The following is a 25,650-nucleotide window of genomic DNA, read 5'->3' as shown; positions in this document are numbered from 1 at the left end:
TGAAACTCTCATTTTACTTCCATTAATGCGATCTTTACCGCTTGTAATTATTGACCTTAGTGCTAGTGTAAACATTTACATTTTACTTAATTTTAGTAAATACTTTAATGGGTAAAAACAAATCAATATAGGAAGTGAGAAATGGATACTGTCTCTTATGGTGACTTTGCTAAGTTAGAAATGCGTGTGGGTAAGATCATTGAGGTTGTGCGTCATGAAAACGCAGACAAGCTTTACATCGTGCAAGTAGATGTCGGTGAGAAGACGCTACAAACGGTAACCAGCCTTGTCCCTTACTACACCGAAGAAGAGTTAATGGGCAAACAGGTGGTTGTGCTGTGTAATTTAGCGAAAGCGAAGATGAGAGGCCACACCTCTGAGTGCATGTTGTTATGTGCAGAAACTGAAGACGAATCGGAAAGTGTACTGCTGACACCAGAACGTGTGATGCCAGCGGGTATTCGTGTCGTTTAAGACAGTTTTATGTCGGTGAGTCCATGTGTTCACCGACTATCTAGGTTTTGCCACTATCAAGATTTCGCTAACTATATGGGTTTGCTAACTATATCGGTTCCGCTAACTATATAAGTTTCGCTTACTACACAAGTTTCACCGACTATTTGGATTTCGCCGATGAGTTGAATCACATCAGATATTTGGATTTCACCGTCTGCATGAAGTTCGCCGATCAGCTTCGCACTGTCAATAATAGCCCGTCAATGACACTGTGGTGGTGATCGGAAACCCCTGCCAGGTTGCCGTATTTTGGCTGGTGGCGATCATTTTCTAATGGATGGTGCCAACCTTGTGTGTGTTTCACAAAGTGCGCGGCAAAGCTTTCAGACACTTCTAAACATCCTGCTAGCACAGTATCCACGTAGGTTTGAACAATCGGACTGTTTTCGCAAGGCGCTTCGATTTCGTCTTTGATGTAAACCCAGATCGACGCATTGGCATTGAATCCTGTTTCGCTTGCTATCTGTTCAGGGCTAAGTTGAATTCTATGATAGCCACGTTCACGGCGATCAAATTCCGCGAGTGCTTCCTCATCAACTTCAAGCAATACCCCATTCACTTGGCCATCACCTGGGTTTACGATCAGAGGAGACAATACGTAGCTATCATCAATTTTACTCCAGTGCCGCACTAAGCCATGCACTATCGAAGGAATAGCTTGTCCTGTTTGACCTGTGAGTTGACGTGAAGAGGAGTTGATCAAGCTACCATAACCAAAAATATACATCGCGTTCCCTGTCTGTTCTTTTGTATTTGAGACTAGTCTTACTATATGTTCCGCTTTCTAAAATGTCAGTAGTTTTTATTTTTAACACTAATGAGTCTAAAAGACTTCTTTTTGGGGTGTTTAATTGACTCTTTTTTGATGTTGAATAACACGTTGATGGTTGTTTTTATTGGGTTTCTATCTTTGGCGTACTTCGTGCATTGTCTAAGGAAATATTGCAATAATGATGACTGCATCATGAATTTGGCTATTTATACCAATTCCATATAAGCCATTCTTGGCCGTTATCTGAAATGAGGAACGAGTTTGTTAAATATCACAGATAAAAGTGTAGAAGACGCAATTCCAGCCTACCTTCGTTTAGGCTTCCGACCTTTCTTCTTCCTGGGCAGTCTCTATGCTGTTATCGCTATCGTGGCTTGGGTTGTCATGTTCCAAAATGGTCAGCCGGAGATTTTAAAAGTCCCTGCACTTTGGTGGCACGTACATGAAATGTTGTTTGGCTTTGCTATGGCGATTGTTGTCGGCTTTGTTTTAACGGCGGTGCAAACGTGGACGGGAGTCAATGGCACTAAGCATTATCGATTAGCTGCCCTAGTGGGATTATGGCTTGCACCGCGTATTCTATTTTGGACTCCTGCGCCTTTGTGGCTGATCTCATCGGTTGAGGCACTGTTCTTGATTTTTGCCGCTTACGAGATTGGTTTCCGAGTTGTTAAATCAAAAGGCTGGAAGAACCTGTTCTTTGTTCCGTTGTTTATACTGGCTATCGTGGCGAATTTTGCTAGCTATGCAACCATTAAGGGCATGCCTCCATTTCCATCGTCTGCAGTATGGCACGCGATGTTGTGGTGGTTTACGTTGTTATTGTCTGTAATGGGTGGACGAGTGATTCCATTCTTTACGGCGCGTCGTTTTGATTTTGAAAAAGCACAGCCACTCGTTTGGTTAGAATGGTTAGCGAATCTACCTTTGGTTGGTTTATTTGTATTGAGCTTCTTCCCATTGACTTTTGCTCAAGTTGGCAATGAGTTAATGGTATTTGCAGGTGTGACTCAATTGGTGCGCTTTATCCGCTGGAAACCTTGGACTACGTTATCTGAGCCCTTGGTGTGGTCGCTGCATGCGGCTTACCTATGTATCCCTTTAAGCTTGCTGCTGCGAGGTTTATTAGACAACCCGTTCGCGAGCCACAATATGCTGCACTTGTTTGCGATTGGCGGTTTGAGTGGGCTAATTTTAGCGATGATTACGCGCGTGACAATGGGGCACACAGGTCGTGCAATCTATAAAGGGCCAAGTATGGCGTTAGCGTTCTCGGCTATTTTTATCGCGGCTTTGGTTCGTAGTGTAGGTGTGACATTTTTCCCTGCGTATTTATTTGAGATGGTGAACATCAGCGCGGGTTTATGGACGTTAGCATTTGGGCTGTTTATCTGGAAGTTTGGCATGATGCTATTAACGCCAAGAGTGGATGGTCACCCAGGCTAAGCGTATTGATTATCGAACCCATTTTGAAAGGGAAGCACTGAGCTTCCCTTTTTTGATCGCAGCAAATCTCCATTCTCAAAGGTCCATTCTCTTAGTGAGTATTTTCGGCAAGATATTGGCGCACTTGTGCAATGAGATCTTCTTTGGCGTGAGGAGAGATGAAACTCGCTTCGACAGCATTAATACTGAATTGCGCTAATTCGTTTTTCGTCAGTGGATGAGCATTAGCGACGGCGAAGAAGTTATCATTCATATAGCCGCCGAAGTAAGCCGGATCATCGGAATTGATGGTGACGCACAGCCCTCTTCTCAGCAACTCGACGATGTTGTGCTCTTGCATGGTGTCGAAGACTTTGAGTTTTGTATTCGATAGTGGGCAAACGGTCAAAGGGATACGCTTCGCGACTAACTCTTCCATTAACTCGTCATCGTCGATACAGCGAACGCCATGATCAATGCGAGTAATGCCTAACAGACTTAATGCATCGATAATGTTTTGTGCTGGCCCTTCTTCTCCGGCATGTGCAACGGCCAAGAACCCTTGATTGATGGCCTCTTGAAATACGTGTTTAAATTTCTCTGGTGGGTTGCCTTGCTCTGATGAATCAAGTCCGACACCTATAATTTTGTCTTTGAAGGGAAGCGCTTGTTTTAGTGTTTCAAAAGCACTCTCTTCATCAAGATGTCGAAGAAAGCACATGATGAGTTGACTAGTAATATCGAGTTCGAGTTCGGCTTGCTGCAAAGCTTGAGTGATACCACCAACAACGGTTTCAAAAGCTACCCCACGTTCGGTATGAGTCTGCGGGTCAAAAAATATCTCGGTATGAATTACGTTGTCTTGCTGGCATTTCAGGAGGTAAGCCCAAGTTAGGTCATAGAAGTCTTGTTCATTAATCAGTACGTTAGCGCCTTGGTAATAGATATCGAGAAAGGACTGAAGATTATGGAATTGGTACGCGTCTCTTACTTGGTCTGGGTTTTCAAAGGGAATTGAAATGTTATTACGCTTGGCGAGTTTGAACATTAGCTCAGGTTCTAGCGAGCCTTCAATATGCAAGTGCAGCTCAACTTTAGGTAAGTTTTTGATAAAGCTATCCATAGCAACTCCTTAGCTATTGTAATTATGGGCGGAGTAGGTGAGATGTTTTGATGGCGAGATCTGAGTACATAAGCTATCTCGTTTTTTATCTTTGTTTGAGCATAGTCTATTTCGTTGTGGCCGATAAAACTGGGCGTAAATTGGTGGCGAATCGAGAGTTACGAACCAATTGAAATCAGGCGCAAACGATTTGCAGCATTAGAGTGTGATCCGCTGCAAATATTTGCAGCAATATTCATTGATTTGTGCTCTAATACCGCGCTTACCAAGGGATGGTGTTAAAAGATGCTCACTTAGATGGAGTTATCAAAGTGACCGATCCCTTAATGATCTCCCTTAGGAAAATATAGAACATGTCTAAGAACAAAAAATTTGATATCCGCCTTACAGAAAAACGCAGCGGTTGGTGTGCAGAAATTACTCGTCAAGTAACGTCTCGCAGCACGACAGTATCTAAGCGTCAATCTGATTTTGAAACTGAAGCTCTAGCACAAGAGTGGGCTGAGAAAGAACTAGCATCTTTCATCTCAAACCAAGCTGAACGTAACGAGCGTAAATCAGAACAGCGTAAAGAGCGTGACGACCTACGTCACACTAAAGAGCTTAAAGCTGAACAAGCACGTGAAGCACGCGCAAAAGCTCGTGAAGAAGAGCAAGAAGACGCTGAGTAATTCGGTGCACGATTAACTTATAGGTCCCTTAATTTTAAGATAAGGGACTTATAAAAAAAGCCCCAATATAGTCACCTATATTGGGGCTTTTTCGTTTGTGGAGTTCGTTTCTATTTTGCCTGAGAGCGACGGTTTTGATTTGTCGCTTTTAACGTCGATCTATCAAGCTTTAATCAGTTGTTCAGCGCGGTTAGCCAATCGTCTTCTGCTACTTCTTCAATGTAGCTTTCTACGGATTGGCCTACTTCTTCATCGTCTTGTTTGAAGTAAGCAATGTTGAACACCGCATCACCTTCATTCACCAGAGGCAGCGTTTGCTGACCAATCACGATACCACCTTTAGTCGTGATCACTTGCCCTTCTTCGTGCCCTAGAGGAGAGCTGATGTAAGCCAAAGTTTGTCCGGCTTCCACTTGTTCGCCAAGTCTTACCATATTACGCAAGATACCGTCTGATTCAGCGCGGATCCAACTGGTTGATTTACTGAGCACGGGTTCAGGTAGCTTTTTGCGGTTTGGACGCAGCATGCCAATTTCTTTCATTACTTGATGAACGCCGAGGTAGCCTGCACGAATCGCTAAATGATCAAAACGCAGAGCCTCACCACCTTCGTACGTTAACACTGGAATGCCAAGCTTCTCGGCTTCGCTACGCAGTGAACCATCACGCAGAGGTGAATCAATGATGACTGGTGTTGCGAACGCTTTCGCAATACGTAGTGTTTCTGGGTTAGACAAGTTTGCACGAATTTGTGGCAGGTTCGTACGGTGAATCGCACCCGTGTGAAGATCCAGAATGTAATCACAGTGCTTCGCTACATTTTCAAAGAAAGTGTGTGCGATACGTGATGTCAGTGATCCTTTCTCACTACCAGGGAAGCAACGGTTTAGGTCGCGACGGTCTGGTAGGTAACGAGACTTATGAATGAAGCCAAACACGTTAACGATCGGCACAACAATTAATGTCCCTTTCAGTTTATTGGGTTCAATTGCGTTCGTTAACTGTCGTGCAATCTCAACACCGTTTAACTCATCACCGTGGATAGCAGCGTTTACCATTAGTGTTGGGCCTGCTTGGCGACCGTGGATGATCTCAATCGGGATCGAAAGTGGAGAGTGCGTGTAAAGCTGAGCCGCTTGCAGTTCAATCTCTTTTCGTTGTCCTGGCTGAACAGTATAACCAAGTAATTCGAATGGTTGATTAGGTTTTAGTCTTGCCATTTAGGTTGTTCTCAACATAGTGATAATTCATTAAGACGGAATGTAGCAATCGTTGATTTTTAGTACGAATCAATCGCTTTACTGTGACGACAAAACTTTTTTATGGAGGGGCTTTGGAATTGGTTTCTATTTTTTATTTACGATAACTGAGGGGGCTTTTGTTTGTGATTTTCCTGACAATTTATTGATTTTAATCTGATAATTCTGGATGCGAGGGCTGTTATCATCCATCGCCATTTTTTGGCGGCCAAATTCATATATTGAGATAAAAATGAAAAAAACAATTACTAAGATCGTTGCACTGGCGGTGGTTTCTGTCGCTCTATCTGGTTGTGTTGGTAGCAACGCAGTTACAGGTTACTTAATGAAGTTTAACGTAAAGGCTGTTGATAACCGTTACGCTCGTGGTGGTCTTAACATTCTATTAGCTCCAGCTTACGGTTTAACTGTTGCTGCGGATTACTTGGTATTCAACTCATTAGAGTTCTGGACTGGTAGCAACCCTCTGACTGGTTCTCCGCATATTTTTGACACTAAGACTGATACTTACCTAGACATCAACCACCAACTTGATCCGTCTCTAACGGAAGCTCCAGTGGGTCCTATCACTAGTGCCGATATGATCGAGAAAGGTCAAATGCAGCAGATTGATGAGAACACTATCCAAATGGACATCACTTACCAATCTGGTGAGCGTGCGACGTTAATCGGTGTTCGCGATGGCGAGATGGTGACGTACTTCATCGATGGTGAAGTTGTGGCACAAACTTCAATTGATGAGCTAGAGAGCTACGCGGCTACACGCGCTTAATCGCTTATTGAGTCACAAGTAGTAGCTACAAAGATTAGATACAAAAACAGGTACTCATGGAGTACCTGTTTTATTTTGTGTCGAATAAACGGTGTTTACTGAAAAGTGCTATTTATTGAAGAGCCCATTTATTGGAAAACACCATTTACTGAAAAACACTAGCTAATCGAATTATGCTTTTTCTGGAATGGCTGCTAGTAATGCAACCATTTGGTTCCAGAACAATTCAACAGTATCGATCTTCACTTTCTCATCAGGAGAGTGTGGGAACTTGATCGTTGGGCCGAAAGAAACCATATCCATATTCGGGTAAGGTTCTTTGAATAGACCACATTCAAGACCAGCATGGATAACCATGATGTTTGGCTTGTGACCGTAGATACCTTCGTACATGTCTCGGAAGATATGCATGATTTCTGAATCAGCGTCTGGTTTCCAACCTGGGTAAGCACCAGAGAACGCGATGTTAGCCCCTGCTAGTTCAGCAACAGAATGAAGCATGCTTTCTACTTGGCTACGGCCAGAGTCGATAAGAGAGCGGATCAAGCAAAGTACCGTGATTGAATCTTCTTCCGTTGTGATAACACCTACGTTTAGAGACGTTTCAACAACACCTTCAATCTCGTCACTCATACGAATCACGCCGTTTGGACATGCGTTAAGTGCCGCGATAAAGCGAGCTTGGTCTGCTGATGCTAGTGTGCCCATTTCAACTGAAGCTTCTTCGTTGAAAGTTACGATGCTGTCTTCTACTTTACCTAGCTCTGTTGAAAGCAGCTCTGTGTAGTAGTTGTATAGCGAAGCCAGTTTTTCTTGGTTTACAGCAGGAACCGCAACCGTTACGAAACCTTCACGAGGGATCGCATTACGAAGGCTACCACCTTTGAATTCTACGATGCGAAGGTCTAGTTCTTTTGCGTGACCGGCTAGGAAGCGAGCAATCAGTTTGTTTGCGTTTGCACGACCAGTGTGAATGTCACAACCAGAGTGACCGCCTTTTAGGCCTTTTAGCGTTAGCTTGCGTGTTACGAAGTCAGCTGGAATTGCGTTACGTGCAATTTCAAATGTCATTGCGCCGTCGATACCGCCAGCACAACCCATGTACACTTCACCTTCTTGCTCTGAGTCAGTATTAAGAAGGATATCGCCTTCTAGCCAACCTGCTTCAAGACCAAACGCACCAGTCATGCCTGCTTCTTCATCTACGGTTAGTAGAACTTCGATAGGGCCGTGTTGGATTTCGTTTGAAGCAAGAACAGCTAGGCAAGATGCCATGCCCATGCCGTTGTCAGCACCAAGCGTTGTGCCTTTTGCTGTAACCCATTCACCATCGATGTATGGCTGGATTGGATCTTTTGTAAAGTCGTGATCAGTGTCTTCGTTCTTTTGTGGAACCATATCGATGTGAGCTTGTAGCACGACACCTTTTTTGTTTTCCATACCCGGCGTTGCAGGTTTTTTGATGAATACGTTGCCCGTTGGATCACGGCGTACATCTAAGCCTTGCTCTGTTGCCCAAGCAATAATGTATTGAGCAAGCTCTTCTTCATGCTTTGAAGGGTGTGGGATTGAACAAATCTTATCGAAAAACTGCCAAATAGGGGCAGGGGACAATTTACTGATCTCAGAATGGAATTCAGACACGGATGACTCCTTTTTTATTTGATAACCATATATTTAGGATTTCTATAGGTGAAAACTTAGAACAAAAATCTAAAATATGGGTCTGTTTTGATGGCAACAGCATACCACTTGAGCGTTTTGACGAGTAGCGGTTCTAAACCTCAAAATCCTCAAATTTTGAAAGCGATCTTGTCTATCTGATCATTAATAAGTGCGCTGATGCTTATTGATGGCGTAGGCAAACGTTTGTTTAGCTCTATTCTGTAATTTAATTACATAAATAAGTTTGTAAAATAACCATAAGTGGTAAAAAGTGTGACGAATAGCAAAAAATACTTGTAATCTTTTTTCTTTGAGGTATATTAATAACCAACTTCTGAGATGAAGAGTAAATGCTCAAAGGATGAGTCCGTTTTATCGCCTCCAAGGAACCGAGAAATCAAATTCGTTTTTTATTGATTTATTAAGGTGATAGTTATGAAAGGTTTACCATCTGCAATGTTCTGGATTAACAGCTCTGTTTACACTAGCAACTTTGCATACCCTACAAGCTTTGGTTACTAATACCGGAAGCATGTAACTCGAACAGTTTTGTTCACCCCTATATATTGGAATTCTTTTACAGCCCTTTTGGTTGACAGATTCTACCGCCACTCAGTTTTGAGTGGCGTTTTTTTTGCCTGCTACTTTACCGCCTGCTTTTTTATTAACTACTTTCATTGACCATTTCTCCGCTATTCGTTGCGGTCATTTTTTGAACGCCAAGCTATCAATTTGCACCTTATTACTGATTCTGTTGGAAAATACATAACTCTTGTGAGTTTGGATTGAGAATTTGTGAGCTACATTCTTAATGAAAATAACCAATGGTCGAAAAAATAACCAAATTATTCCGTCGTCTTTTTTGTTTTTAAGATATTGTTTTTAATGGTAATTTGCATTTCCCTCATTCTCTTTTAATCGTTCTGTTTCATACGGCATTCTGATAAATATTAATTAGAGCCTTAATTCTATCTGGAATTTGTTATTTGATAACTTTATAATCCACAGCCAATCGATTACGCAACCGTTTACTCTTACCCTTATAGGATTCGATAATGTTCGAAAAGCTATTTAAACTCAGTGAAAATGGCACCAATGTGCGCACTGAAATCATCGCAGGTCTAACAACCTTCCTAACAATGGCTTACATCATTTTTGTAAACCCAATGATTCTAGCTGACGCTGGGATGGACCATGGCGCTGTATTTGTAGCAACCTGTTTAGCGGCTGCTATTGGCTGTTTCATCATGGGCTTTGTTGCTAACTATCCAATTGCTCAAGCTCCAGGTATGGGTTTGAACGCTTTCTTTACCTATGCTGTTGTAATGGGTATGGGTTATACGTGGCAAGTTGCTCTGGCAGCAGTTTTCGTATCAGGCGTAATCTTCATCTTCTTAAGTATCTTTAAGATCCGTGAATGGATTATCAACTCGATTCCGATGTCTCTGCGTGTTGGTATTTCTGCGGGTATCGGCCTTTTCCTAGCATTTATTGCACTTAGCAATGCTGGCATCGTAGTTTCTAACCCAGCAACTAAGGTTTCACTGGGCGATATTACAGCGATTGCTCCAATCTTAGGCGCGCTTGGTTTCTTCATTACGATTGCTCTTGTTCACCGTGGTGTGAAAGGTGCAGTAATGATCGCGATTCTCGCTATCACAGCGATTGGTATTGCTATAGGTGACGTTCAATACGGCGGCATCATGTCTACACCGCCAAGCCTAGCACCAACATTTATGCAGCTTGATTTCTCTGCTGTATTTGAAATTGGTATGATTTCAGTGGTATTCGCATTCTTGTTCGTCGATTTATTCGATACAGCAGGTACTTTGGTTGGTGTTGCTACAAAAGCAAACTTAATCAAAGAAGACGGCAAACTGCCACGCTTGAATAAAGCCCTGCTTGCTGACTCAACAGCAACGTCTATTGGTGCTCTTCTGGGTACATCAAACACCACGTCTTACGTTGAAAGTGTTGCTGGCGTTGCTGAAGGTGGTCGTACAGGTCTAACAGCGGTTGTTGTTGGTATCTTGTTCCTACTGGCTCTTTTCTTCTCGCCACTTGCAGGTATGATTCCAGCTTACGCAACATCAGGTGCGTTGTTCTATGTAGCAATTCTGATGATGTCAGGCCTAGTTGGCATTGATTGGCGTGATCTTACGGAAGCAGCACCAGTCGTGGTAACATGTCTGCTAATGCCGTTGACGTACTCTATCGCTGAGGGTATCTCACTAGGTTTCATCGCTTACGCTGCAATTAAGCTGCTAAGTGGTAAAGGTCGCGACGTTTCACCTGCTGTGTGGGTAATGTCGGCTATCTTTATTCTCAAATATATTTTCGCTTAATCGTCTAGATTTCTGCTTAATCGCTGAAGAGGCTATGTTTGGCATAGCCTTTAATAACATGACAAAATTATTAGGTTTTATACTATGAGCAACAAATTCATTATCACTTGGGACAACATGCAGACTTACTGCCGTCAACTAGCAGAAAAGCAAATGCCAGCAGAACAGTGGAAAGGTATCTGGGCTGTAAGCCGTGGTGGTTTGGTTCCTGGTGCAATCTTGGCTCGTGAGCTAGGTATTCGTCACGTAGATACGATTTGTATTTCTAGCTACGACCACGATCACCAACGTGATATGACTGTAGTTAAAGCACCTGAAGGTGACGGTGAAGGCTTCCTAATCGTTGAAGATCTTGTTGATAGTGGTGACACTGCACGCAAGCTTCGCGAAATGTACCCTAAAGCGAAACTGATCGCTGTTTGTGCAAAACCATCTGGCGCACATTTATTAGACGAGTACATCGTTGATATCGCTCAAGACACATGGATTGAGCAACCTTGGGATACTAGCTTAAGCTTCATCGAGCCAGTAAATCGCAAGTCAAAATAAGCGTAAACTTAGTTTTTTGAGAAATGACCCTTTATAGGGTCATTTTTTTTTATACTATTAGTGGTAACCATTTCTTATTAAGTGTCCCAATGTCTGAATCAGAAGAAACGAGCTCGAACCTTTCGGAAACTTTGTTTGTAAAACATAAGCAGGCTAAAGAGACCTCAATGCTGACACGCTATATGCCAAGCTCTGAAGAGTTGTTGGATGAGAAGCGTGAACAACAAAACTCATCGTGGTATCGAAATTTAAGGCGTCTTCAGTGGGTATGGCAAGGTGTTAACCCAATAGAGCAAGAAGCGGTGCTTGCGCGAATCGCGTCGTCAGATAACTCTCGCACGACGGACGAGTGGCTAGATACTGTTATGGGTTACCGCAGCGGTAACTGGGCATACGAGTGGACTAAGCTTGGCATGCAACACCAAAATCGCTCGAACGACAAGAGTGGCGAAGAGGTGGCGGAAGAACTGTTTTCTGCGTCTTTGTGCTTCAGTATTGCAGGTTACCCACATCTAAAGAACGACAATCTTGCGGCTCAGGCTCAAGTGTTAGCGAATGCTGCTTATTCTGAAGCAATCAAGCATACCAAGTTGATTGTTAAGCAAATTGAAGTGCCGTATCAGAACAAGAGAATCAAAGCGAATTTACATCTCACTAAAACAGACAAACCACAACCTGTCGTGATCGTGAGTGCAGGTTTAGATAGCCTGCAAACTGACATGTGGCGCTTGTTTAGGGACTACTTAGCACCTAAAAACATTGCAATGTTAACGGTTGATATGCCGTCTATTGGCCACAGTGCGCATTGGCCTTTGACTGAGGATTCATCTTGTCTGCATCAAGCCGTACTGAATGAATTGCCTAACATTCCGTGGGTGGATCATCATAAGGTTGGGTTATTTGGTTTCCGCTTTGGTGGTAATGCGATGGTGAGGCTATCTTTCCTTGAGCAAAATAAGCTTAAGGCATGTATCTCTCTAGGCGCTCCAATTCACGATATCTTCGTGCATGCTGACAAGCTAAAACAGATGCCTAAAATGCATTTAGATGTATTGGCTTCTCGTCTTGGGAAAGGTGCCGTGGATATCAATAGCCTTTCCGGGCAACTGATGGCCTGGTCATTGAAAGTGCAGGGGCTGCTATCAAACAGCAAAACTCGTGTTCCTATCTTAGCTTTGGCTTTGGAGGGAGACCCAGTATCACCGCCAATGGATAATCAACTGGTTGCTATTTACAGTGATTACGGTAAAGCGAAGAAAATCAAAGCTAAGTCAATTACACAAGGTTATGAGCAATCCCTCGAATTGGCGATAAAGTGGCTTGAGGATGAATTATTTAGATGACATTTCTCCGAAATTAGTTGAGCATGAAAAGTGTACAAAGTAAGTACCTGATACTCAGTAATAATTTATAAAATCAACGGCTGTTTTGGTCGTTTGCTTTAAATCTGAGTAACGTCATTCTTAACATTGGAAACGGAGATTCAATATGTCAGAAGTGACTCAACAACCTACTCATTATCGCTTGTTAAATGTTTTAAAGGCTATTGGCCCTTATCTAAGAGAGCCGCAATCAGAACAAGGCCATTATATTTTTGATTGCTTATCTGTGTGTGTGAACGATAAAAAATCACCAGAAGAACGTGAGTTTTGGGGCTGGTGGCTAGAGTTGGATAAGTCGGAAGAGGGATATTCGGCGAAGTACAACATCGGTAAATACAACGTCGATGGCAACTGGGTTTGCTTACCATTACCTAAGAAGGCAGTAGCCGAGGTGTCTCGCACTCAAGAAGCCTTTCACCAAAAACTGGTTGATGAGCTTCAAAGTAAGTTTGAAATCAGTGTTCAATTCGACGAAGAGTCTGTCGAATTCGTCTGATTTTAAAGGCTACTCTTCTCTATAAAGCAAAAAGGTGCGGTTTCGCACCTTTTCTGCTTGTGAATTCCCCTGTTGATTGCTAAAACATCACCTCTTATTTGTTTTATCCATAAAAGACTTCATGACAACAAATCATCAAAGCGGGACAACAACACAGCGCAAAACTGTCGTTGTTAAACTGGGTACCAGTGTCTTAACTGGTGGAACATTGGCATTAGATCGTGCTCACATGGTTGAGCTGGTTCGTCAATGTGCTGAATTAAAAAAACAAGGCCACTCTGTGGTTATGGTTTCGTCTGGCGCAATTGCAGCAGGACGCGAGCACCTTGGTTACCCCGCACTCCCCAACTCGATGGCGAGCAAACAGTTGCTTGCGGCAGTTGGGCAGAGTCAGTTGATTCAAGCTTGGGAGTCTTTGTTTGCGATTTATGGTCTTAAGATTGGCCAGATGCTACTGACTCGTGCAGATCTTGATGATCGCGAACGTTTTCTTAACGCTCGTGACACGATCAACGCACTCGTTGAACACGATATTATTCCCGTAGTTAATGAAAACGACGCAGTAGCAACCAATGAAATTAAAGTGGGTGACAACGATAACTTGTCGGCACTGGTTGGTATTTTATGTGGCGCCGATAAGCTTCTGCTATTAACCGACCAAAAAGGCCTGTTTACGGCAGACCCTCGCAAAGATCCGAATGCTGAGCTCATCAAAGAAGTGAAAACTATTGATGATACATTGCGTAAGATCGCAGGCGGCAGTGGTACTACGTTAGGTACTGGTGGCATGGCGACAAAACTGCAGGCAGCTGATATTGCTCGTCGTGCGGGTATTGAAGTGATCATTGCAGCAGGCAGTGCTGAAAACGTGGTGTTTGACTCATTAAGTGATAACCCACAAGGCACGCGTTTCTTGCCGTTAGAAGAAGCGCTTGAAAACCGTAAGCGCTGGATTTTAGCAGGCCCAGCTTCTGCTGGAGACATTGTTGTTGATGATGGAGCGGTCAATGCCGTGAACACTAAAGGCAGCAGCTTGTTGGCAAAAGGGGTCATTCGAGTTCAAGGCGAATTTTCTCGTGGTGAAGTCACCCAAGTTACCAACAACAAAGGTAAGGTGATAGCGCGTGGTATCGCCAGTTACTCAAGCCAAGACCTAGCGAAAATCGCAGGCAAGCACAGTAAAGATATTGGCGATATTCTTGGTTACGATTACGGGTCAGAGGTCATTCACCGTGACGACATGGTAGTGATTCAAGAGTAGTTCGTGATGATAAGGCGATTAACTGCGCATCTACTTCTAGCATCTAGCGTTAGTTTCTAGCATTTAGTATCTAGCTTTAGTGCTTAGCATTTAGTTTTAATAGGTAGTGCGAGTCGCCTTTTTACATCCAAAGACAGACAGAATTTAGGGAGAGTTAAACGTGGATTTAACTAATATGGGTATCGCAGCAAAAGACGCTGCTTTTCACCTAGCGACCGCATCAACGGCGCAGAAGAACAAAGCATTGGCGATCATCGCTGATGAGCTAGAAGCAAACGCAACGACCATTTTAGAAGCAAACGCGAAAGATATTGAGCTTGGTCGTGAAGCGGGTTTAACCGATGCTCTACTCGACCGTCTATTGCTCAACGAAGAACGTTTAACGGGTATTGCTAACGATGTACGTAACGTTATTAGCTTGAATGATCCTGTTGGCAGCGAAATGGACAGTAAGGTACTGGAAAACGGTATGTCACTGTCTCGTCGTCGTGTACCGCTTGGTGTAGTTGGCGTTATTTATGAAGCTCGTCCGAACGTAACCATCGATATTGCGGCACTGTGTCTTAAAACAGGTAATGCAAGCATCTTACGTGGTGGCAAAGAGACGTTCTTCTCGAACATGGAGCTGGTTAAAGTCATCCAGTCTGCATTAGAGAAAGCGGAACTTCCTGCTGCTTCAGTTCAGTACATTGAAAAACCTGATCGTGAATTAGTATCTCAACTGCTTAAGTTGGATGACTACGTGGATATGATCATTCCTCGTGGTGGCGCTGGCTTGCACAAGATGTGTAAAGAGAACAGCACCATTCCAGTGATCATTGGCGGTTTTGGTATCAGTCATATCTTTGTTGATGAAAGTGCGGATCTTGAAAAGTCGGTAGATGTGGTTGAAAACTCTAAACTTCAACGCCCGTCTGCGTGTAATTCACTAGATACATTATTAGTGCACGAAGCGGTTGCTGAGGCTTTCTTATCGCAGCTAACACAGCGTTTAGCGGGCAAGGTTACCTTGGTTGCTGATGCTAGCGCAAAATCGTTGCTGGTTGGTTTTGAAGATCAACGTGATGCCGTTGAAGGTGACTTTGACACTGAATGGCTAAGCTACACGCTAGGCGTGAAAGTAGTCGCGGATGTCGCACAAGCGATTGACCACATGCGTGTACACAACGCGAGCCACTCCGACGCGATCATGACCAATAGTCTAGAGAGCTCAGAGCGTTTTATTAACTCTGTCGGTTCTGCGGCGGTCTATGTGAATGCATCAACACGATTCACCGATGGTGCACAGTTTGGTTTAGGCGCTGAAGTGGCTGTATCGACTCAGAAACTACACGCTCGTGGCCCAATGGGCTTAGAAGAACTCACAAGCTACAAATGGGTGGGTAAAGCGAACTATCTAGTTCGTGATTAACGTTCACGTTAATTTTTCTCCTCAGCTCATTTTTGAAATTGCTATCGCGTAGCAATAATCAATGAATCACCACACAAAAGGGCCTTAATTGGCCCTTTTTCTTTCCTAACGTTTGGCAATTCCGTTACACTGATATTCAATTATTTGGAGGTGATATGCATTGTCCTTTTTGTTCAGAGAACGACACTAAAGTAATCGATTCAAGACTGGTAGCCGATGGCCATCAGGTTCGTCGTCGCCGTCAATGCCTTGCATGTAGTGAACGTTTTACTACTTTTGAATCGGCAGAGCTTGTGATGCCTAAAGTCATAAAGTCGAACGGAAACCGCGAACCATTCAATGAAGATAAGATGGTGGGTGGCGTTCAGCGCGCTCTCGAAAAACGCCCAGTGAGTGCTGATGCTATTGAACTGGCAATCAGTACGATTAAGTCACAACTCCGTGCAACGGGCGAGCGTGAAGTTCCTAGTGAAATGATTGGTAACCTTGTTATGGGCCAATTAAAAGATTTGGATAAAGTAGCGTACATTCGTTTTGCTTCTGTTTACCGCAGCTTTGAAGATATCCGAGAATTTGGCGAAGAAATCGCTAAATTAGAGGATTAATGCCTCAATCATGTCAAATTTCACTCCCCTAGATTTTCAAATGATGTCGCGTGCTATTCAGTTAGCGAAGCGCGGCATTTATACCACTGCGCCGAACCCTAATGTTGGTTGTGTCATCGTACAAAGCGATGGTCAGATCGTTGGTGAAGGTTTTCATGCCAAAGCCGGTGAACCTCATGCTGAAGTTCACGCTATGCGCATGGCAGGTGACCAGGCAAAAGGTGCGACTGCTTATGTCACGTTAGAGCCTTGTTCGCACTATGGTCGAACACCGCCTTGTGCAGAAGGTTTGATTAAGGCTCAGGTTTCAAAAGTAATTTGTGCCATGCAGGACCCAAACCCAAAAGTCGCAGGACGTGGTATCAAGATGCTACGCGACGCGGGCATTGAGGTTGAAATAGGCTTACTAGAGCAAGATGCTCTCGACTTGAACCCTGCATTTATCAAGCGTATGCAAACTGGCATGCCATTCGTTCAGTTAAAGATGGCGGCTAGCCTTGATGGCCAAACTGCATTGGGAAATGGTCAAAGCCAGTGGATCACATCACCAGAAGCGCGTCGTGATGTTCAGAACTACCGAGCAAAATCAGGCGCTGTGCTATCCACTAGCCAGACGGTGATTGAAGACAACGCGTCGTTGAATGTTCGTTGGGCAGAATTGCCAAGCAGCATCAAAACGGATTACGTTGAAGATGAGTTACGTCAGCCGATTCGTGTGATTCTTGACCGCCAAAATCAACTGTACCCTGAGCTCAAGTTATTCCAGACTCCAACTTCGGTATTGAGAGTCGCTGAAACCTCTGCTGATATTACAGTCGGAACAACGGATACAGGTCAGCTGGACTTACACGATTTAATGCGTCAATTGCCAGCGAATCATATTGACCATATTTGGGTCGAAGCGGGCGCTACCTTAGCAAAAAGCTTAATTGAAGCGCAGTTGGTGGATGAGCTAATCCTCTACTTAGCGCCTAAACTAATGGGCAGTGACGGAAGAGGCTTGATGGGAGCATTAGGGCTCACTTCAATGTCTGACGTTATTGACCTAGAAATTAAAGATGTTAGACAGGTTGGCGTAGATATTCGCATTGTGGCGAAGCCAATATTGGCGAAACTACAATAGAAGCCGTAATACCAATCGTAAAAAATAACTGACACGACCATAAACCCTCGCATCAGAAATACATGTTCAACGGTAAGTGTTGAGCTCTAAAAGTAGCGAGCAACATGAGTATCGTTGACAACAAGAAGAGTTTTAAAATGTTCACAGGAATTGTAGAAACCGTTGGTACATTGAGTGCTATTACTCCCCGCGGAGAAGACATTACAGTAACGGTTAACGTTGGTAAGCTTGATATGGCCGACGTTAAACTTGGTGACAGTATTGCCACCAACGGAGTTTGTTTGACGGTTGTTGAGTTCAATGACCATAGCTACAGTGCAGACCTATCGCTTGAGACCCTGAAAAAAACGGGGTTTGTGGATTACCAAGCAGGCGATAAGGTTAACCTAGAAAAAGCGATGCTGCCGACGACACGTTTCGGTGGTCATATCGTGTCTGGTCACGTTGATGGTGTGGGCGAGATTGTTGAGCGTAACCAAGTTGGACGTGCGATTGAGTTCTGGGTAGAAATGCCCGCTGAAATCTCAAAGTACGTGGCTCAGAAAGGTTCAATCACAGTTGATGGTATAAGCCTTACGGTGAACGATTTACGTAAAAATGCATTTAAGTTAACCATCGTTCCTCACACCTCGTCAGAAACAACCATCGACCAATTCAATGTCGGTCGTAAAGTGAATCTAGAAGTCGATGTATTGGCGCGTTATATGGAGCGTCTATTACAAGGTCAACAGCAAGAGTCTGAGCCTGAATCTCGATTGACGATGGAATTCTTACAGCAGAATGGTTTTGCCTAATAACTTTTACTCAGTCTCCAAATAGCGCTTTGTAAAAGCTAAGCAATATCATCAGGTTTAAATATGTCGGTTCTAGGAAGCAGAACCATTTCAAAGGATATAAAACAATGCCAATTAGTACTCCTCAAGAAATTATTGAAGACATTCGCCTAGGAAAAATGGTTATCCTGATGGATGATGAAGATCGCGAAAATGAAGGCGATCTTATCATGGCAGCAGAACATGTAACGCCAGAAGCCATTAACTTCATGGCGATGTATGGCCGCGGCTTAATCTGTCTAACTCTTACCAAAGAGCGTTCAAACCGTATGGGTCTAGCGCCTATGGTTCAAGACAACAACGCGCAGTACACCACAAACTTTACGGTTTCAATTGAAGCAGCTGAAGGCGTAACTACAGGTATCTCTGCATCAGACCGCGCTGTTACCGTTCAAGCAGCAGTGGCAAAAGATGCGAAAGCGGCTGACTTAGTTCAACCTGGTCATATCTTCCCGCTGACAGCTCAAGAAGGCGGCGTTCTAACGCGTGCTGGCCACACAGAAGCGGGTTGTGATTTAGCTCGTCTTGCCGGTTGTGAGCCTGCTTCAGTTATCGTTGAGATCCTAAACGACGATGGCACCATGGCTCGTCGCCCTGATCTTGAAGTGTTCGCTGAAAAACACGATATCAAACTAGGCACGATTGCTGACTTGATTGAATACCGCAATAACACTGAAACGACAATTGAGCGTGTAGCACAGTGCCACCTGCCAACAGAGTTTGGTGATTTCGAGCTAGTGACTTACCGCGACACAATTGATAACCAGATCCACTATGCGATGCAAAAAGGCGACCTGTCTGAATGTGCTCCATTAGTGCGTGTTCACCTGCATGACACGTTTACCGATCTGCTTCATTCAGATCGTGGTACCGAGCGTAGTTGGTCGCTAGATAAAGCGATGAAGCGTATTGGTGACGAAGGCGGCGTGTTGGTTATTCTGGGTAACGAAGAGTCGTCTGATTCTTTGACCCACAAAGTGAAGACATTCGAAGCTCAAGATAAGAATGAGCAACCAACCATGGCTAAGAAGCAGGGTACCTCTCGTCGTGTTGGCGTAGGTTCTCAGATTCTACAAGACCTAGGCGTTCACGATATGCGTTTGTTGTCTTCAAGCTCTAAGCGTTACCACGCATTGGGTGGCTTTGGTCTTAACGTTGTTGAGTACGTTTGTGAATAAGACTTGGGTGCATAAGCTTTGTATGAGTAAGCACGCCTGTTCTCGTTTCAATATAGATCGCTGCGACATCGCTCGTAGCAACATAATTCACGGATGATTTTAGTTGCTCTTTTGGTTGTAAATAATGCCAAAAGAGCAAAGTAGGGAAGCTTGATTTGCTCTGTGACAAATGAACGAGCTTTTCTGCTTGCTGCTCCTATATGTTTAGGAGCAACGCTGCACTATCATCTTTACATCTCCGGCGTCTGCTCTGCTAAATTAGCATTAGATATTGCTCACAGTTTTGTGCTAGAATCCGGCGATTCTCACTTGATGAAAATAGTTAAAGGAAGGCTTATGAAAGTGATCGAGGGTGGCTTCCCAGCGCCAAATGCAAAAATTGCTATCGTTATTGCTCGTTTCAACAGTTTTATTAACGAAAGTTTACTTTCTGGTGCAATCGATACTTTAAAGCGTCACGGACAAGTAAGCGAAGACAACATCACTGTTGTTCGATGCCCTGGTGCAGTAGAACTTCCACTTGTAGCGCAGCGCGTTGCAAAAACGGGTAAGTTCGATGCGATTGTATCTCTTGGTACAGTAATTCGTGGCGGTACACCTCACTTTGACTATGTTTGTAGTGAATGTAATAAAGGTTTGGCTCAAGTGTCTCTGGAATTTTCTCTTCCAGTAGCGTTTGGTGTTCTTACTGTTGATACGATCGATCAAGCTATTGAACGCGCAGGAACCAAGGCTGGTAATAAGGGTGCAGAAGCAGCACTTAGCGCACTTGAGATGATCAACGTTCTTTCTGAAATCGATTCCTAATGGGGGCCAGTGTGAAACCAGCCGCACGTCGTAACGCACGTCAATTTGCTCTACAAGCAATTTACTCTTGGCAAATTACTAAAGAAAATATTGCTACCGTTGAAGAACAGTTCTTATCTGGTGGTAAGTATGATGAAGAAGAGCATCATGCCGCAGAACCTGCGCTAGCTATGCCAGAAACAGACGTTGCATACTTCCGCGACCTGCTAACTGGTGTTGCTCTTAACCACATGGAACTTGATAGCAAGCTTCGTCCATTCGTATCTCGCCCAATGCAAGATCTCGATTTGATGGAATTAGCGCTTCTACGTTTAGCTATGTACGAGATGACTCGTCGCGAAGATGTACCATATAAAGTGGTTATCAACGAAGCTATCGAGCTTGCAAAAGTATTTGCAGCAGAAGACAGCCATAAGTTTGTTAACGGTGTGCTTGATAAAGCAGCGCCGCACGTTCGTAAGAAATAAGACGTTCGTATATTGAATCTAAAGGTCAGCTCTCATGCTGGCCTTTTTTGTAACTAAATTATCGTAATACCAATAATTACTGTGATTTGTGTGAAGACCAAAAATAGGGCATGTGATGTCTGGCGAATTTAACCTGATTGAAAAATATTTTGTAAATCGACAACCACAACGTAAAGATGTGCTTTTGGCTGCGGGCGATGATTGTGCTTTGGTCAAAGCGCCAGGCAATGTTGAAATTGCGATCAGCACCGACACTTTAGTCGCAGGCACACATTTCTTAGCAGAGGCTAACCCTGCTTGGGTGGCACATAAAGCTTTGGCTTCAAACATTAGCGATCTTGCCGCCATGGGCGCGACGCCTGCATGGGTGTCTTTTGCGTTAACTATGCCTGAAGTGGATGAAGCGTGGCTTGCCCCATTTTGTGATTCCTTTTTTAAACTTGCAGACTACTTTGGTATTCAGTTAATTGGCGGTGATACGACCAAAGGGCCGTTAAGTCTGACATTGACTGTGCAAGGCTTTGTGCCTGAAGGGCGAGCACTACGCAGAGATGGCGCTAAAGTTGGCGACTGGATTTACGTCACGGGTAATCTAGGGGACAGCAAAGCAGGCCTAGAAGTGTTACTGAACCCTGAGCAGAATAAAGCTAAACCTTATGCTCTCGAGCTTGAAGAGCGACACTACCTGAGCGCCCCACGAGTTTTAGCAGGTCAAGCATTAGTAAACCTTGCTTCGTCTGCTATTGATATCTCTGACGGTGTTATCGCCGATTTAAAACATATCCTTAAGCGTTCTCAGGTTGGTGCGAGCATTGATGTCAGTACACTGCCAATTTCTCCAGAACTACGTCAGTTCGCATCTGATATTGCTTCGGCTCAACAGTATGCGTTGACCAGTGGTGAAGAGTACGAATTGTGCTTTACTGTACCTGAAGAAAATAAAGGTTCATTGGAAAGTGCTTTGTCACACACTGGAACAAAAGTCACCTGCATTGGCCAGATAAGACCTGTAGAATATTTTGAATTACACAATAATGGTGAACCACTGAGTTGGAACTTAACTGGTTACGATCACTTTAAGGTTAATTGATGACAAACCCACTTTCTGCAATCTCTCTTAAAAATCCTTGGCACTTATTGGCAACGGGTTTTGGTAGTGGCTTATCGCCGATTATTCCCGGCACCATGGGCACGCTTACATCGATCCCATTTTATTTATTGCTGGTTCAGTTACCTTTCCCTATTTATGTCATTCTTGTGGTTGTGAGCTGCATTATTGGTATCAAAATATGCCAAGTGACGTCTGATGACATGGGCGTGCACGATCACGGTTCTATTGTATGGGATGAGTTTGCTGGCTTTTGGATCACAATGGGCCTAGTGCCGTTGTTGGGTATTCCTGTTAATGATTGGAAATGGCTATTCGCTGGCTTTGTTCTGTTTCGTTTTTTCGATATGGTAAAGCCTTGGCCAATTGGTTGGTTAGACAAGCGAGTTCACGGCGGCTTAGGTATCATGATTGATGATATCGTGGCGGGTATTATGGCGGCGATTTCGCTGTATGCAGTGGCTCATTTTTCAGGTTGGCTCGTTTAAGAATCAATATCCAAAGCACTGATGATAATAGATAAAAACAAGGAATTACAATGTCTAAGAAGATTTACTGCGTTGCTCAATTTCAGCCTAAAGAAGGCAAATTGAACGAGTTGTTTGAAGTGCTAAAGTCACTAGAGCCAAACACAATGCGTGAAGACGGTTGTATCCAATATACAGTGACTCGTCACATCAAGAGCCCATTTGCTGAAGGTGAGAGTTTCCCTATCGCATTCAATGAAATCTGGGCAGACAACGAGGCATTTGAAGCTCACTGTCAGCGTAATGAAATCCAACAGTTCTTCCAAGAACAGTGCGTTGAAGAGACGGGGTTAGTCGAGAAGTTCAATGTTGCTATCTACTCTGACGAACCAGAGAACTATGACGCGCCAGTACTTAAGCCTTGTTGTTAAGGTTAGTAAGCTAAGGTTTTAACGAATAAGTTTTTTAGTCGATAAGACTTTAGTTAATCGACACATACTAAAAAGGTTGACCCTAGGGCCAACCTTTTTTGATTTTGCTGTTTAGCTAAAGACTCACTTAGCTGGGTATTTACTTAGTTAGATGTTGACCTAGTAAACACCTACTTACCTTGTAAAGAATCTATTTAGCTAGATAAGCCGCGATTGATTGCTCAATCCCTTTAACATCTAAGCCAAGCTCTTCGTGCAGTTCACCTTGAGTACCTTGAGCAATAAATTTGTCTGGTAAGCCAAGGTTCAATACGGGCATCAGTAGTTTCTCTTTCATCAAGAATTCAACCACCCCAGAGCCTGCACCACCTGCAATTGCGTTCTCTTCGATAGTCACGAGGACATCGTGATCAGCAGCAAGTTGTTTGATCAGAGCTTCATCTAGCGGTTTCACAAAACGCATGTCTGCAACTGTCGCATCGATAGTGTCTGCGGTTTGAAGTGCACTCTCAAGGAAAGTACCAAAGCTCAGGATAGCGACCTTCGAGCCATCTTTTGCTTTTTCGCTTTCGCGAACGATACGACCTTTACCAATCTCAAGCGCAGTAAACTCACTTTGAATCTCAGTACCCATACCATTACCACGAGGGTAACGAACGGCACTTGGACCTGTGTGCTGGTGGCCGGTGTAAAGCATTTGGCGACATTCGTTTTCGTCGCTTGGTGCCATGATCACCATGTTTGGAATGCAGCGCATAAAGCTTAAGTCGAACGCACCTTGGTGTGTTTGACCATCCGCTCCGACAAGACCTGCACGGTCAATCGCGAACATAACCGGTAGATCCATGATGGCAACATCGTGGATCAGTTGATCGTAGCCACGTTGCAAGAAAGTCGAGTAAATAGCGACAATCGGCTTATCACCCGCAATCGCCATACCGGTGGCTAGCGTCACAGCGTGCTGCTCAGCAATCGCTACATCAAAGTACTGTTCTGGGTATTCTTTAGAGAAACGAACCATACCAGAACCTTCACGCATTGCAGGCGTGATCGCCATTAGCTTAGGATCTTGAGCGGCCATATCACATAGGAAGTCGCCAAAAATCTTAGAGAAAGTTGGTTTAGAGCTGGTGCTCTTAGGCAGACTTGAATGTGCCGGATCGAATTTAGGTACGCCATGGTAGCCAATTGGATCTTTCTCAGCTGGCTCGTAGCCTTTGCCTTTCTTCGTCATGATATGCAGGAACTGAGGACCTTTGAGATCTCTCATGTTCTTGAGCGTTTTAATCAGCTCATTCACATCGTGACCATCAATTGGACCAATGTAGTTGAAGCCTAACTCTTCGAACATGGTGCCAGGGACAACCATGCCTTTTAGATGTTCTTCTGTACGACGAACGAGCTCTTTAATCGGCGGAACGCCTGATAGCACTTTCTTGCCACCCTCACGAATAGACGTGTAAAGACTGCCAGAAAGAACTTGAGCTAGGTGGTTGTTTAGAGCACCGACGTTTTCAGAGATCGACATCTCGTTATCATTAAGGATAACCAGCATGTCATTGTGAATATCGCCCGCGTGGTTCATTGCTTCGAAAGCCATACCTGCGGTAATCGCGCCATCACCAATAACGCTTACGACTTTACGATTCTTACCTTCTTTCTTCGCACTGATCGCCATCCCAAGTCCGGCACTGATCGATGTTGAAGAGTGACCAACAGATAGGGTGTCGTATTCGCTCTCTTGTCGCCATGGGAATGGGTGCAATCCATCTTTCTGACGGATAGTCGACAAGCGGTCACGACGACCAGTAAGAATTTTGTGCGGGTATGCTTGGTGGCCAACATCCCAAACCAATTGGTCAAAAGGAGTGTTGTACACATAGTGCAGAGCAACTGTTAGCTCTACCGTACCTAAGCCTGACGCTAAGTGGCCACTTGACTGGCTCACTGAGTTAAGAAGATAGGTGCGTAATTCATCACAAAGCTGTGTTAGCGTCTCTTTCGGAAGTAGACGCAAATCCTCTGGCTTATCAGCCAAAGCAAGAGTTGGGTACTTTGATATATCAAGAGTCATAGGTAATGCGCGCTTATTGTCTTAGTTCTTGCGCTCGATGACGTATCGGGCGAACTCTTCGAGTAACTGGGTATTGTATGGGATTGCAGCCAAAGCTTGAAGCGCTTCCTGTAGCAGAGTTTGCGCTTTTTCTTGAGCGCCCTCTAAACCTAACAAAGAAGGGTAGGTGCTTTTGTTCAAATCTTGGTCAGAACCCTGTGGTTTTCCCAAAGTTTCGGTGTCGCTGATGATATCTAAAATATCATCTTGAACCTGGAAGGCTAACCCGATTGCATCGGCGTACTTGTCTAATTGAGGCATGACTTCTAACGCTTTTTCACCAGCAGTCAGTGCACCTAAACGAATCGCACTCTTCATAAGAGCGCCCGTTTTATTACGGTGAACTTCTTCCAGTTCTTCTAACGTGACAGCGCGGTTTTCTGCTTCAATATCAAGCGCCTGACCGATACACATACCTTGAGCACCAGAGGCTTCAGCTAGGCGTTGAATCATTCGAACGCGATTGCTTTCCCCAGCAGCACTTAATGTGCCTTCTGCAAGTATAGTAAACGCGAGAGTTTGTAGTGCATCGCCAGTTAAAATGGCTGTCGCTTCATCGTATTTGATGTGACAAGTCTGATGACCACGACGCAGTTCGTCGTCATCCATTGCTGGAAGGTCGTCGTGAATCAGAGAATAAGCATGAATACATTCGATTGCAGAAGCTGGAGTGTCGAGTTCTTCAGCGGTGCAGCCAAGCATTTCCCCTGTAATGTAGACAAGAAATGGACGTACACGTTTGCCGCCTAAAAGTAATCCGTAACGCATCGCGTTGATAAGATTCTGATTTTGGTGTGGCAGGCGATCAAGCCAAAGGTTCAGTTGCTCGTTATTACGTGCTTGATAAGACAATAAAGTCTCGATCATAGGG

The 25,650-nt window shown here is 44.1% G+C and carries 25 protein-coding genes; 19 read left to right on the top strand and 6 right to left on the bottom strand.

From position 1 onward, the window contains the following. Positions 1–141: 141 nt before the first annotated feature. Positions 142–474, top strand: coding sequence for a tRNA-binding protein (locus AACW75_RS25095; RefSeq protein ID WP_017076243.1), 333 nt, complete (start codon positions 142–144; stop codon positions 472–474). Positions 475–688: 214 nt separating this feature from the next. Here the strand turns inward: AACW75_RS25095 and AACW75_RS25090 are convergent, their stop codons facing one another. Then, the gene (locus AACW75_RS25090) at positions 689–1,243 is read right to left on the bottom strand and encodes a gamma-glutamylcyclotransferase family protein (RefSeq protein WP_017076242.1); all 555 of its coding nucleotides are present in this window, start codon (positions 1,241–1,243) and stop codon (positions 689–691) included. Between the two features lie 306 nt (positions 1,244–1,549). On the opposite strand from AACW75_RS25090, the gene AACW75_RS25085 reads away from it, so the two are divergent. Next, positions 1,550–2,734, top strand: coding sequence for an NnrS family protein (locus AACW75_RS25085; protein WP_017076241.1), 1,185 nt, complete (start codon positions 1,550–1,552; stop codon positions 2,732–2,734). A 91-nt stretch (positions 2,735–2,825) separates the two neighbouring features. Here AACW75_RS25085 and AACW75_RS25080 read toward each other — a convergent pair whose 3' ends face one another. Next, the gene (locus tag AACW75_RS25080) at positions 2,826–3,836 is read right to left on the bottom strand and encodes an adenosine deaminase (RefSeq protein WP_145571297.1); all 1,011 of its coding nucleotides are present in this window, start codon (positions 3,834–3,836) and stop codon (positions 2,826–2,828) included. 353 nt (positions 3,837–4,189) lie between these two features. Between AACW75_RS25080 and AACW75_RS25075 the strand changes: the two genes are divergently transcribed. Next, the gene (locus AACW75_RS25075; RefSeq protein ID WP_017076239.1) at positions 4,190–4,507 is read left to right on the top strand and encodes a DUF3622 domain-containing protein; all 318 of its coding nucleotides are present in this window, start codon (positions 4,190–4,192) and stop codon (positions 4,505–4,507) included. Between the two features lie 173 nt (positions 4,508–4,680). Here AACW75_RS25075 and AACW75_RS25070 read toward each other — a convergent pair whose 3' ends face one another. Further along, the gene (locus AACW75_RS25070) at positions 4,681–5,727 is read right to left on the bottom strand and encodes a succinylglutamate desuccinylase/aspartoacylase family protein (RefSeq protein ID WP_145571299.1); all 1,047 of its coding nucleotides are present in this window, start codon (positions 5,725–5,727) and stop codon (positions 4,681–4,683) included. Positions 5,728–5,998: 271 nt separating this feature from the next. Here AACW75_RS25070 and AACW75_RS25065 point away from each other — a divergent pair, with 271 nt between their 5' ends. After that, complete coding sequence (locus AACW75_RS25065; protein ID WP_029225216.1) at positions 5,999–6,538, top strand: DUF3332 domain-containing protein; 540 nt, start codon at positions 5,999–6,001, stop codon at positions 6,536–6,538. A gap of 171 nt (positions 6,539–6,709) precedes the next feature. Here AACW75_RS25065 and AACW75_RS25060 read toward each other — a convergent pair whose 3' ends face one another. Next, positions 6,710–8,182, bottom strand: coding sequence for an aminoacyl-histidine dipeptidase (locus AACW75_RS25060; protein WP_017076236.1), 1,473 nt, complete (start codon positions 8,180–8,182; stop codon positions 6,710–6,712). A 1,076-nt stretch (positions 8,183–9,258) separates the two neighbouring features. Between AACW75_RS25060 and AACW75_RS25055 the strand changes: the two genes are divergently transcribed. From AACW75_RS25055 to AACW75_RS24985, 15 genes are all read left to right on the top strand, one after another. Continuing rightward, a complete protein-coding gene (locus AACW75_RS25055) occupies positions 9,259–10,548 on the top strand; it encodes an NCS2 family permease (RefSeq protein WP_017076235.1) in 1,290 nt (429 codons plus the stop codon). 84 nt (positions 10,549–10,632) lie between these two features. Continuing rightward, a complete protein-coding gene (gene tet(34), locus AACW75_RS25050) occupies positions 10,633–11,097 on the top strand; it encodes an oxytetracycline resistance phosphoribosyltransferase domain-containing protein Tet(34) (RefSeq protein WP_017076234.1) in 465 nt (154 codons plus the stop codon). An 89-nt stretch (positions 11,098–11,186) separates the two neighbouring features. Continuing rightward, entirely contained in the window at positions 11,187–12,440 is a 1,254-nt protein-coding gene (gene frsA / locus AACW75_RS25045; RefSeq protein ID WP_029225215.1) for an esterase FrsA, read from the top strand. A 145-nt stretch (positions 12,441–12,585) separates the two neighbouring features. Next, complete coding sequence (gene crl / locus AACW75_RS25040; RefSeq protein WP_017076232.1) at positions 12,586–12,975, top strand: sigma factor-binding protein Crl; 390 nt, start codon at positions 12,586–12,588, stop codon at positions 12,973–12,975. Between the two features lie 121 nt (positions 12,976–13,096). After that, complete coding sequence (gene proB / locus AACW75_RS25035; RefSeq protein ID WP_145564116.1) at positions 13,097–14,236, top strand: glutamate 5-kinase; 1,140 nt, start codon at positions 13,097–13,099, stop codon at positions 14,234–14,236. A gap of 160 nt (positions 14,237–14,396) precedes the next feature. After that, positions 14,397–15,647, top strand: a complete 1,251-nt coding sequence (locus AACW75_RS25030) for a glutamate-5-semialdehyde dehydrogenase (protein WP_145571301.1) — start codon at positions 14,397–14,399, stop codon at positions 15,645–15,647. 155 nt (positions 15,648–15,802) lie between these two features. Then, entirely contained in the window at positions 15,803–16,252 is a 450-nt protein-coding gene (gene nrdR / locus AACW75_RS25025) for a transcriptional regulator NrdR (RefSeq protein ID WP_017076229.1), read from the top strand. Between the two features lie 10 nt (positions 16,253–16,262). After that, positions 16,263–17,375, top strand: a complete 1,113-nt coding sequence (gene ribD / locus AACW75_RS25020; protein ID WP_145571303.1) for a bifunctional diaminohydroxyphosphoribosylaminopyrimidine deaminase/5-amino-6-(5-phosphoribosylamino)uracil reductase RibD — start codon at positions 16,263–16,265, stop codon at positions 17,373–17,375. A 137-nt stretch (positions 17,376–17,512) separates the two neighbouring features. Further along, entirely contained in the window at positions 17,513–18,169 is a 657-nt protein-coding gene (locus tag AACW75_RS25015; protein ID WP_029225212.1) for a riboflavin synthase, read from the top strand. Between the two features lie 107 nt (positions 18,170–18,276). Beyond that, positions 18,277–19,386, top strand: a complete 1,110-nt coding sequence (gene ribBA / locus AACW75_RS25010; protein ID WP_145571305.1) for a bifunctional 3,4-dihydroxy-2-butanone-4-phosphate synthase/GTP cyclohydrolase II — start codon at positions 18,277–18,279, stop codon at positions 19,384–19,386. A gap of 336 nt (positions 19,387–19,722) precedes the next feature. Continuing rightward, positions 19,723–20,193, top strand: a complete 471-nt coding sequence (gene ribH / locus AACW75_RS25005) for a 6,7-dimethyl-8-ribityllumazine synthase (RefSeq protein WP_004734398.1) — start codon at positions 19,723–19,725, stop codon at positions 20,191–20,193. Then, positions 20,193–20,660, top strand: a complete 468-nt coding sequence (nusB, locus tag AACW75_RS25000; protein WP_102553670.1) for a transcription antitermination factor NusB — start codon at positions 20,193–20,195, stop codon at positions 20,658–20,660. Before ribH ends, nusB begins: the two co-directional genes overlap by 1 nt. 115 nt (positions 20,661–20,775) lie before the next feature. Then, a complete protein-coding gene (thiL, locus tag AACW75_RS24995) occupies positions 20,776–21,750 on the top strand; it encodes a thiamine-phosphate kinase (RefSeq protein WP_145571307.1) in 975 nt (324 codons plus the stop codon). Next, positions 21,750–22,256 carry a phosphatidylglycerophosphatase A gene (gene pgpA / locus AACW75_RS24990; protein ID WP_145571309.1) on the top strand — a complete coding sequence of 169 codons (507 nt, stop codon included), beginning with the start codon at positions 21,750–21,752 and terminating at the stop codon, positions 22,254–22,256. Before thiL ends, pgpA begins: the two co-directional genes overlap by 1 nt. A 50-nt stretch (positions 22,257–22,306) precedes the next feature. Further along, positions 22,307–22,666 (top strand): putative quinol monooxygenase, encoded by a 360-nt coding sequence (locus AACW75_RS24985; RefSeq protein ID WP_135456001.1) that lies wholly within the window; start codon positions 22,307–22,309, stop codon positions 22,664–22,666. 190 nt (positions 22,667–22,856) lie between these two features. Here the strand turns inward: AACW75_RS24985 and dxs are convergent, their stop codons facing one another. Then, positions 22,857–24,740 (bottom strand): 1-deoxy-D-xylulose-5-phosphate synthase, encoded by a 1,884-nt coding sequence (gene dxs, locus AACW75_RS24980; RefSeq protein ID WP_135456003.1) that lies wholly within the window; start codon positions 24,738–24,740, stop codon positions 22,857–22,859. 21 nt (positions 24,741–24,761) lie between these two features. Beyond that, positions 24,762–25,646, bottom strand: a complete 885-nt coding sequence (gene ispA / locus AACW75_RS24975; protein ID WP_145571311.1) for a (2E,6E)-farnesyl diphosphate synthase — start codon at positions 25,644–25,646, stop codon at positions 24,762–24,764. Positions 25,647–25,650 lie beyond the last annotated feature (4 nt).

Origin of the sequence: Vibrio sp. L3-7 (genome assembly GCF_963898195.1) — a bacterium.
In the GTDB taxonomy this organism is placed as follows: Bacteria; Pseudomonadota; Gammaproteobacteria; order Enterobacterales; family Vibrionaceae; genus Vibrio; species Vibrio echinoideorum.
This window is presented reverse-complemented; position numbering and strand designations above follow the sequence as displayed.

Coding starts and splice junctions, on each gene's coding strand:
- AACW75_RS25095 (WP_017076243.1), top strand. CDS start 142: ATGGATACTGTCTCTTATGGTGACTTTGCTAAGTTAGAAATGCGTGTG.
- AACW75_RS25090 (WP_017076242.1), bottom strand. CDS start 1,243: ATGTATATTTTTGGTTATGGTAGCTTGATCAACTCCTCTTCACGTCAA.
- AACW75_RS25080 (WP_145571297.1), bottom strand. CDS start 3,836: ATGGATAGCTTTATCAAAAACTTACCTAAAGTTGAGCTGCACTTGCAT.
- AACW75_RS25075 (WP_017076239.1), top strand. CDS start 4,190: ATGTCTAAGAACAAAAAATTTGATATCCGCCTTACAGAAAAACGCAGC.
- AACW75_RS25070 (WP_145571299.1), bottom strand. CDS start 5,727: ATGGCAAGACTAAAACCTAATCAACCATTCGAATTACTTGGTTATACT.
- AACW75_RS25065 (WP_029225216.1), top strand. CDS start 5,999: ATGAAAAAAACAATTACTAAGATCGTTGCACTGGCGGTGGTTTCTGTC.
- AACW75_RS25055 (WP_017076235.1), top strand. CDS start 9,259: ATGTTCGAAAAGCTATTTAAACTCAGTGAAAATGGCACCAATGTGCGC.
- frsA (WP_029225215.1), top strand. CDS start 11,187: ATGTCTGAATCAGAAGAAACGAGCTCGAACCTTTCGGAAACTTTGTTT.
- crl (WP_017076232.1), top strand. CDS start 12,586: ATGTCAGAAGTGACTCAACAACCTACTCATTATCGCTTGTTAAATGTT.
- proB (WP_145564116.1), top strand. CDS start 13,097: ATGACAACAAATCATCAAAGCGGGACAACAACACAGCGCAAAACTGTC.
- nrdR (WP_017076229.1), top strand. CDS start 15,803: ATGCATTGTCCTTTTTGTTCAGAGAACGACACTAAAGTAATCGATTCA.
- ribD (WP_145571303.1), top strand. CDS start 16,263: ATGTCAAATTTCACTCCCCTAGATTTTCAAATGATGTCGCGTGCTATT.
- AACW75_RS25015 (WP_029225212.1), top strand. CDS start 17,513: ATGTTCACAGGAATTGTAGAAACCGTTGGTACATTGAGTGCTATTACT.
- ribBA (WP_145571305.1), top strand. CDS start 18,277: ATGCCAATTAGTACTCCTCAAGAAATTATTGAAGACATTCGCCTAGGA.
- ribH (WP_004734398.1), top strand. CDS start 19,723: ATGAAAGTGATCGAGGGTGGCTTCCCAGCGCCAAATGCAAAAATTGCT.
- nusB (WP_102553670.1), top strand. CDS start 20,193: ATGGGGGCCAGTGTGAAACCAGCCGCACGTCGTAACGCACGTCAATTT.
- thiL (WP_145571307.1), top strand. CDS start 20,776: ATGTCTGGCGAATTTAACCTGATTGAAAAATATTTTGTAAATCGACAA.
- pgpA (WP_145571309.1), top strand. CDS start 21,750: ATGACAAACCCACTTTCTGCAATCTCTCTTAAAAATCCTTGGCACTTA.
- AACW75_RS24985 (WP_135456001.1), top strand. CDS start 22,307: ATGTCTAAGAAGATTTACTGCGTTGCTCAATTTCAGCCTAAAGAAGGC.
- dxs (WP_135456003.1), bottom strand. CDS start 24,740: ATGACTCTTGATATATCAAAGTACCCAACTCTTGCTTTGGCTGATAAG.
- ispA (WP_145571311.1), bottom strand. CDS start 25,646: ATGATCGAGACTTTATTGTCTTATCAAGCACGTAATAACGAGCAACTG.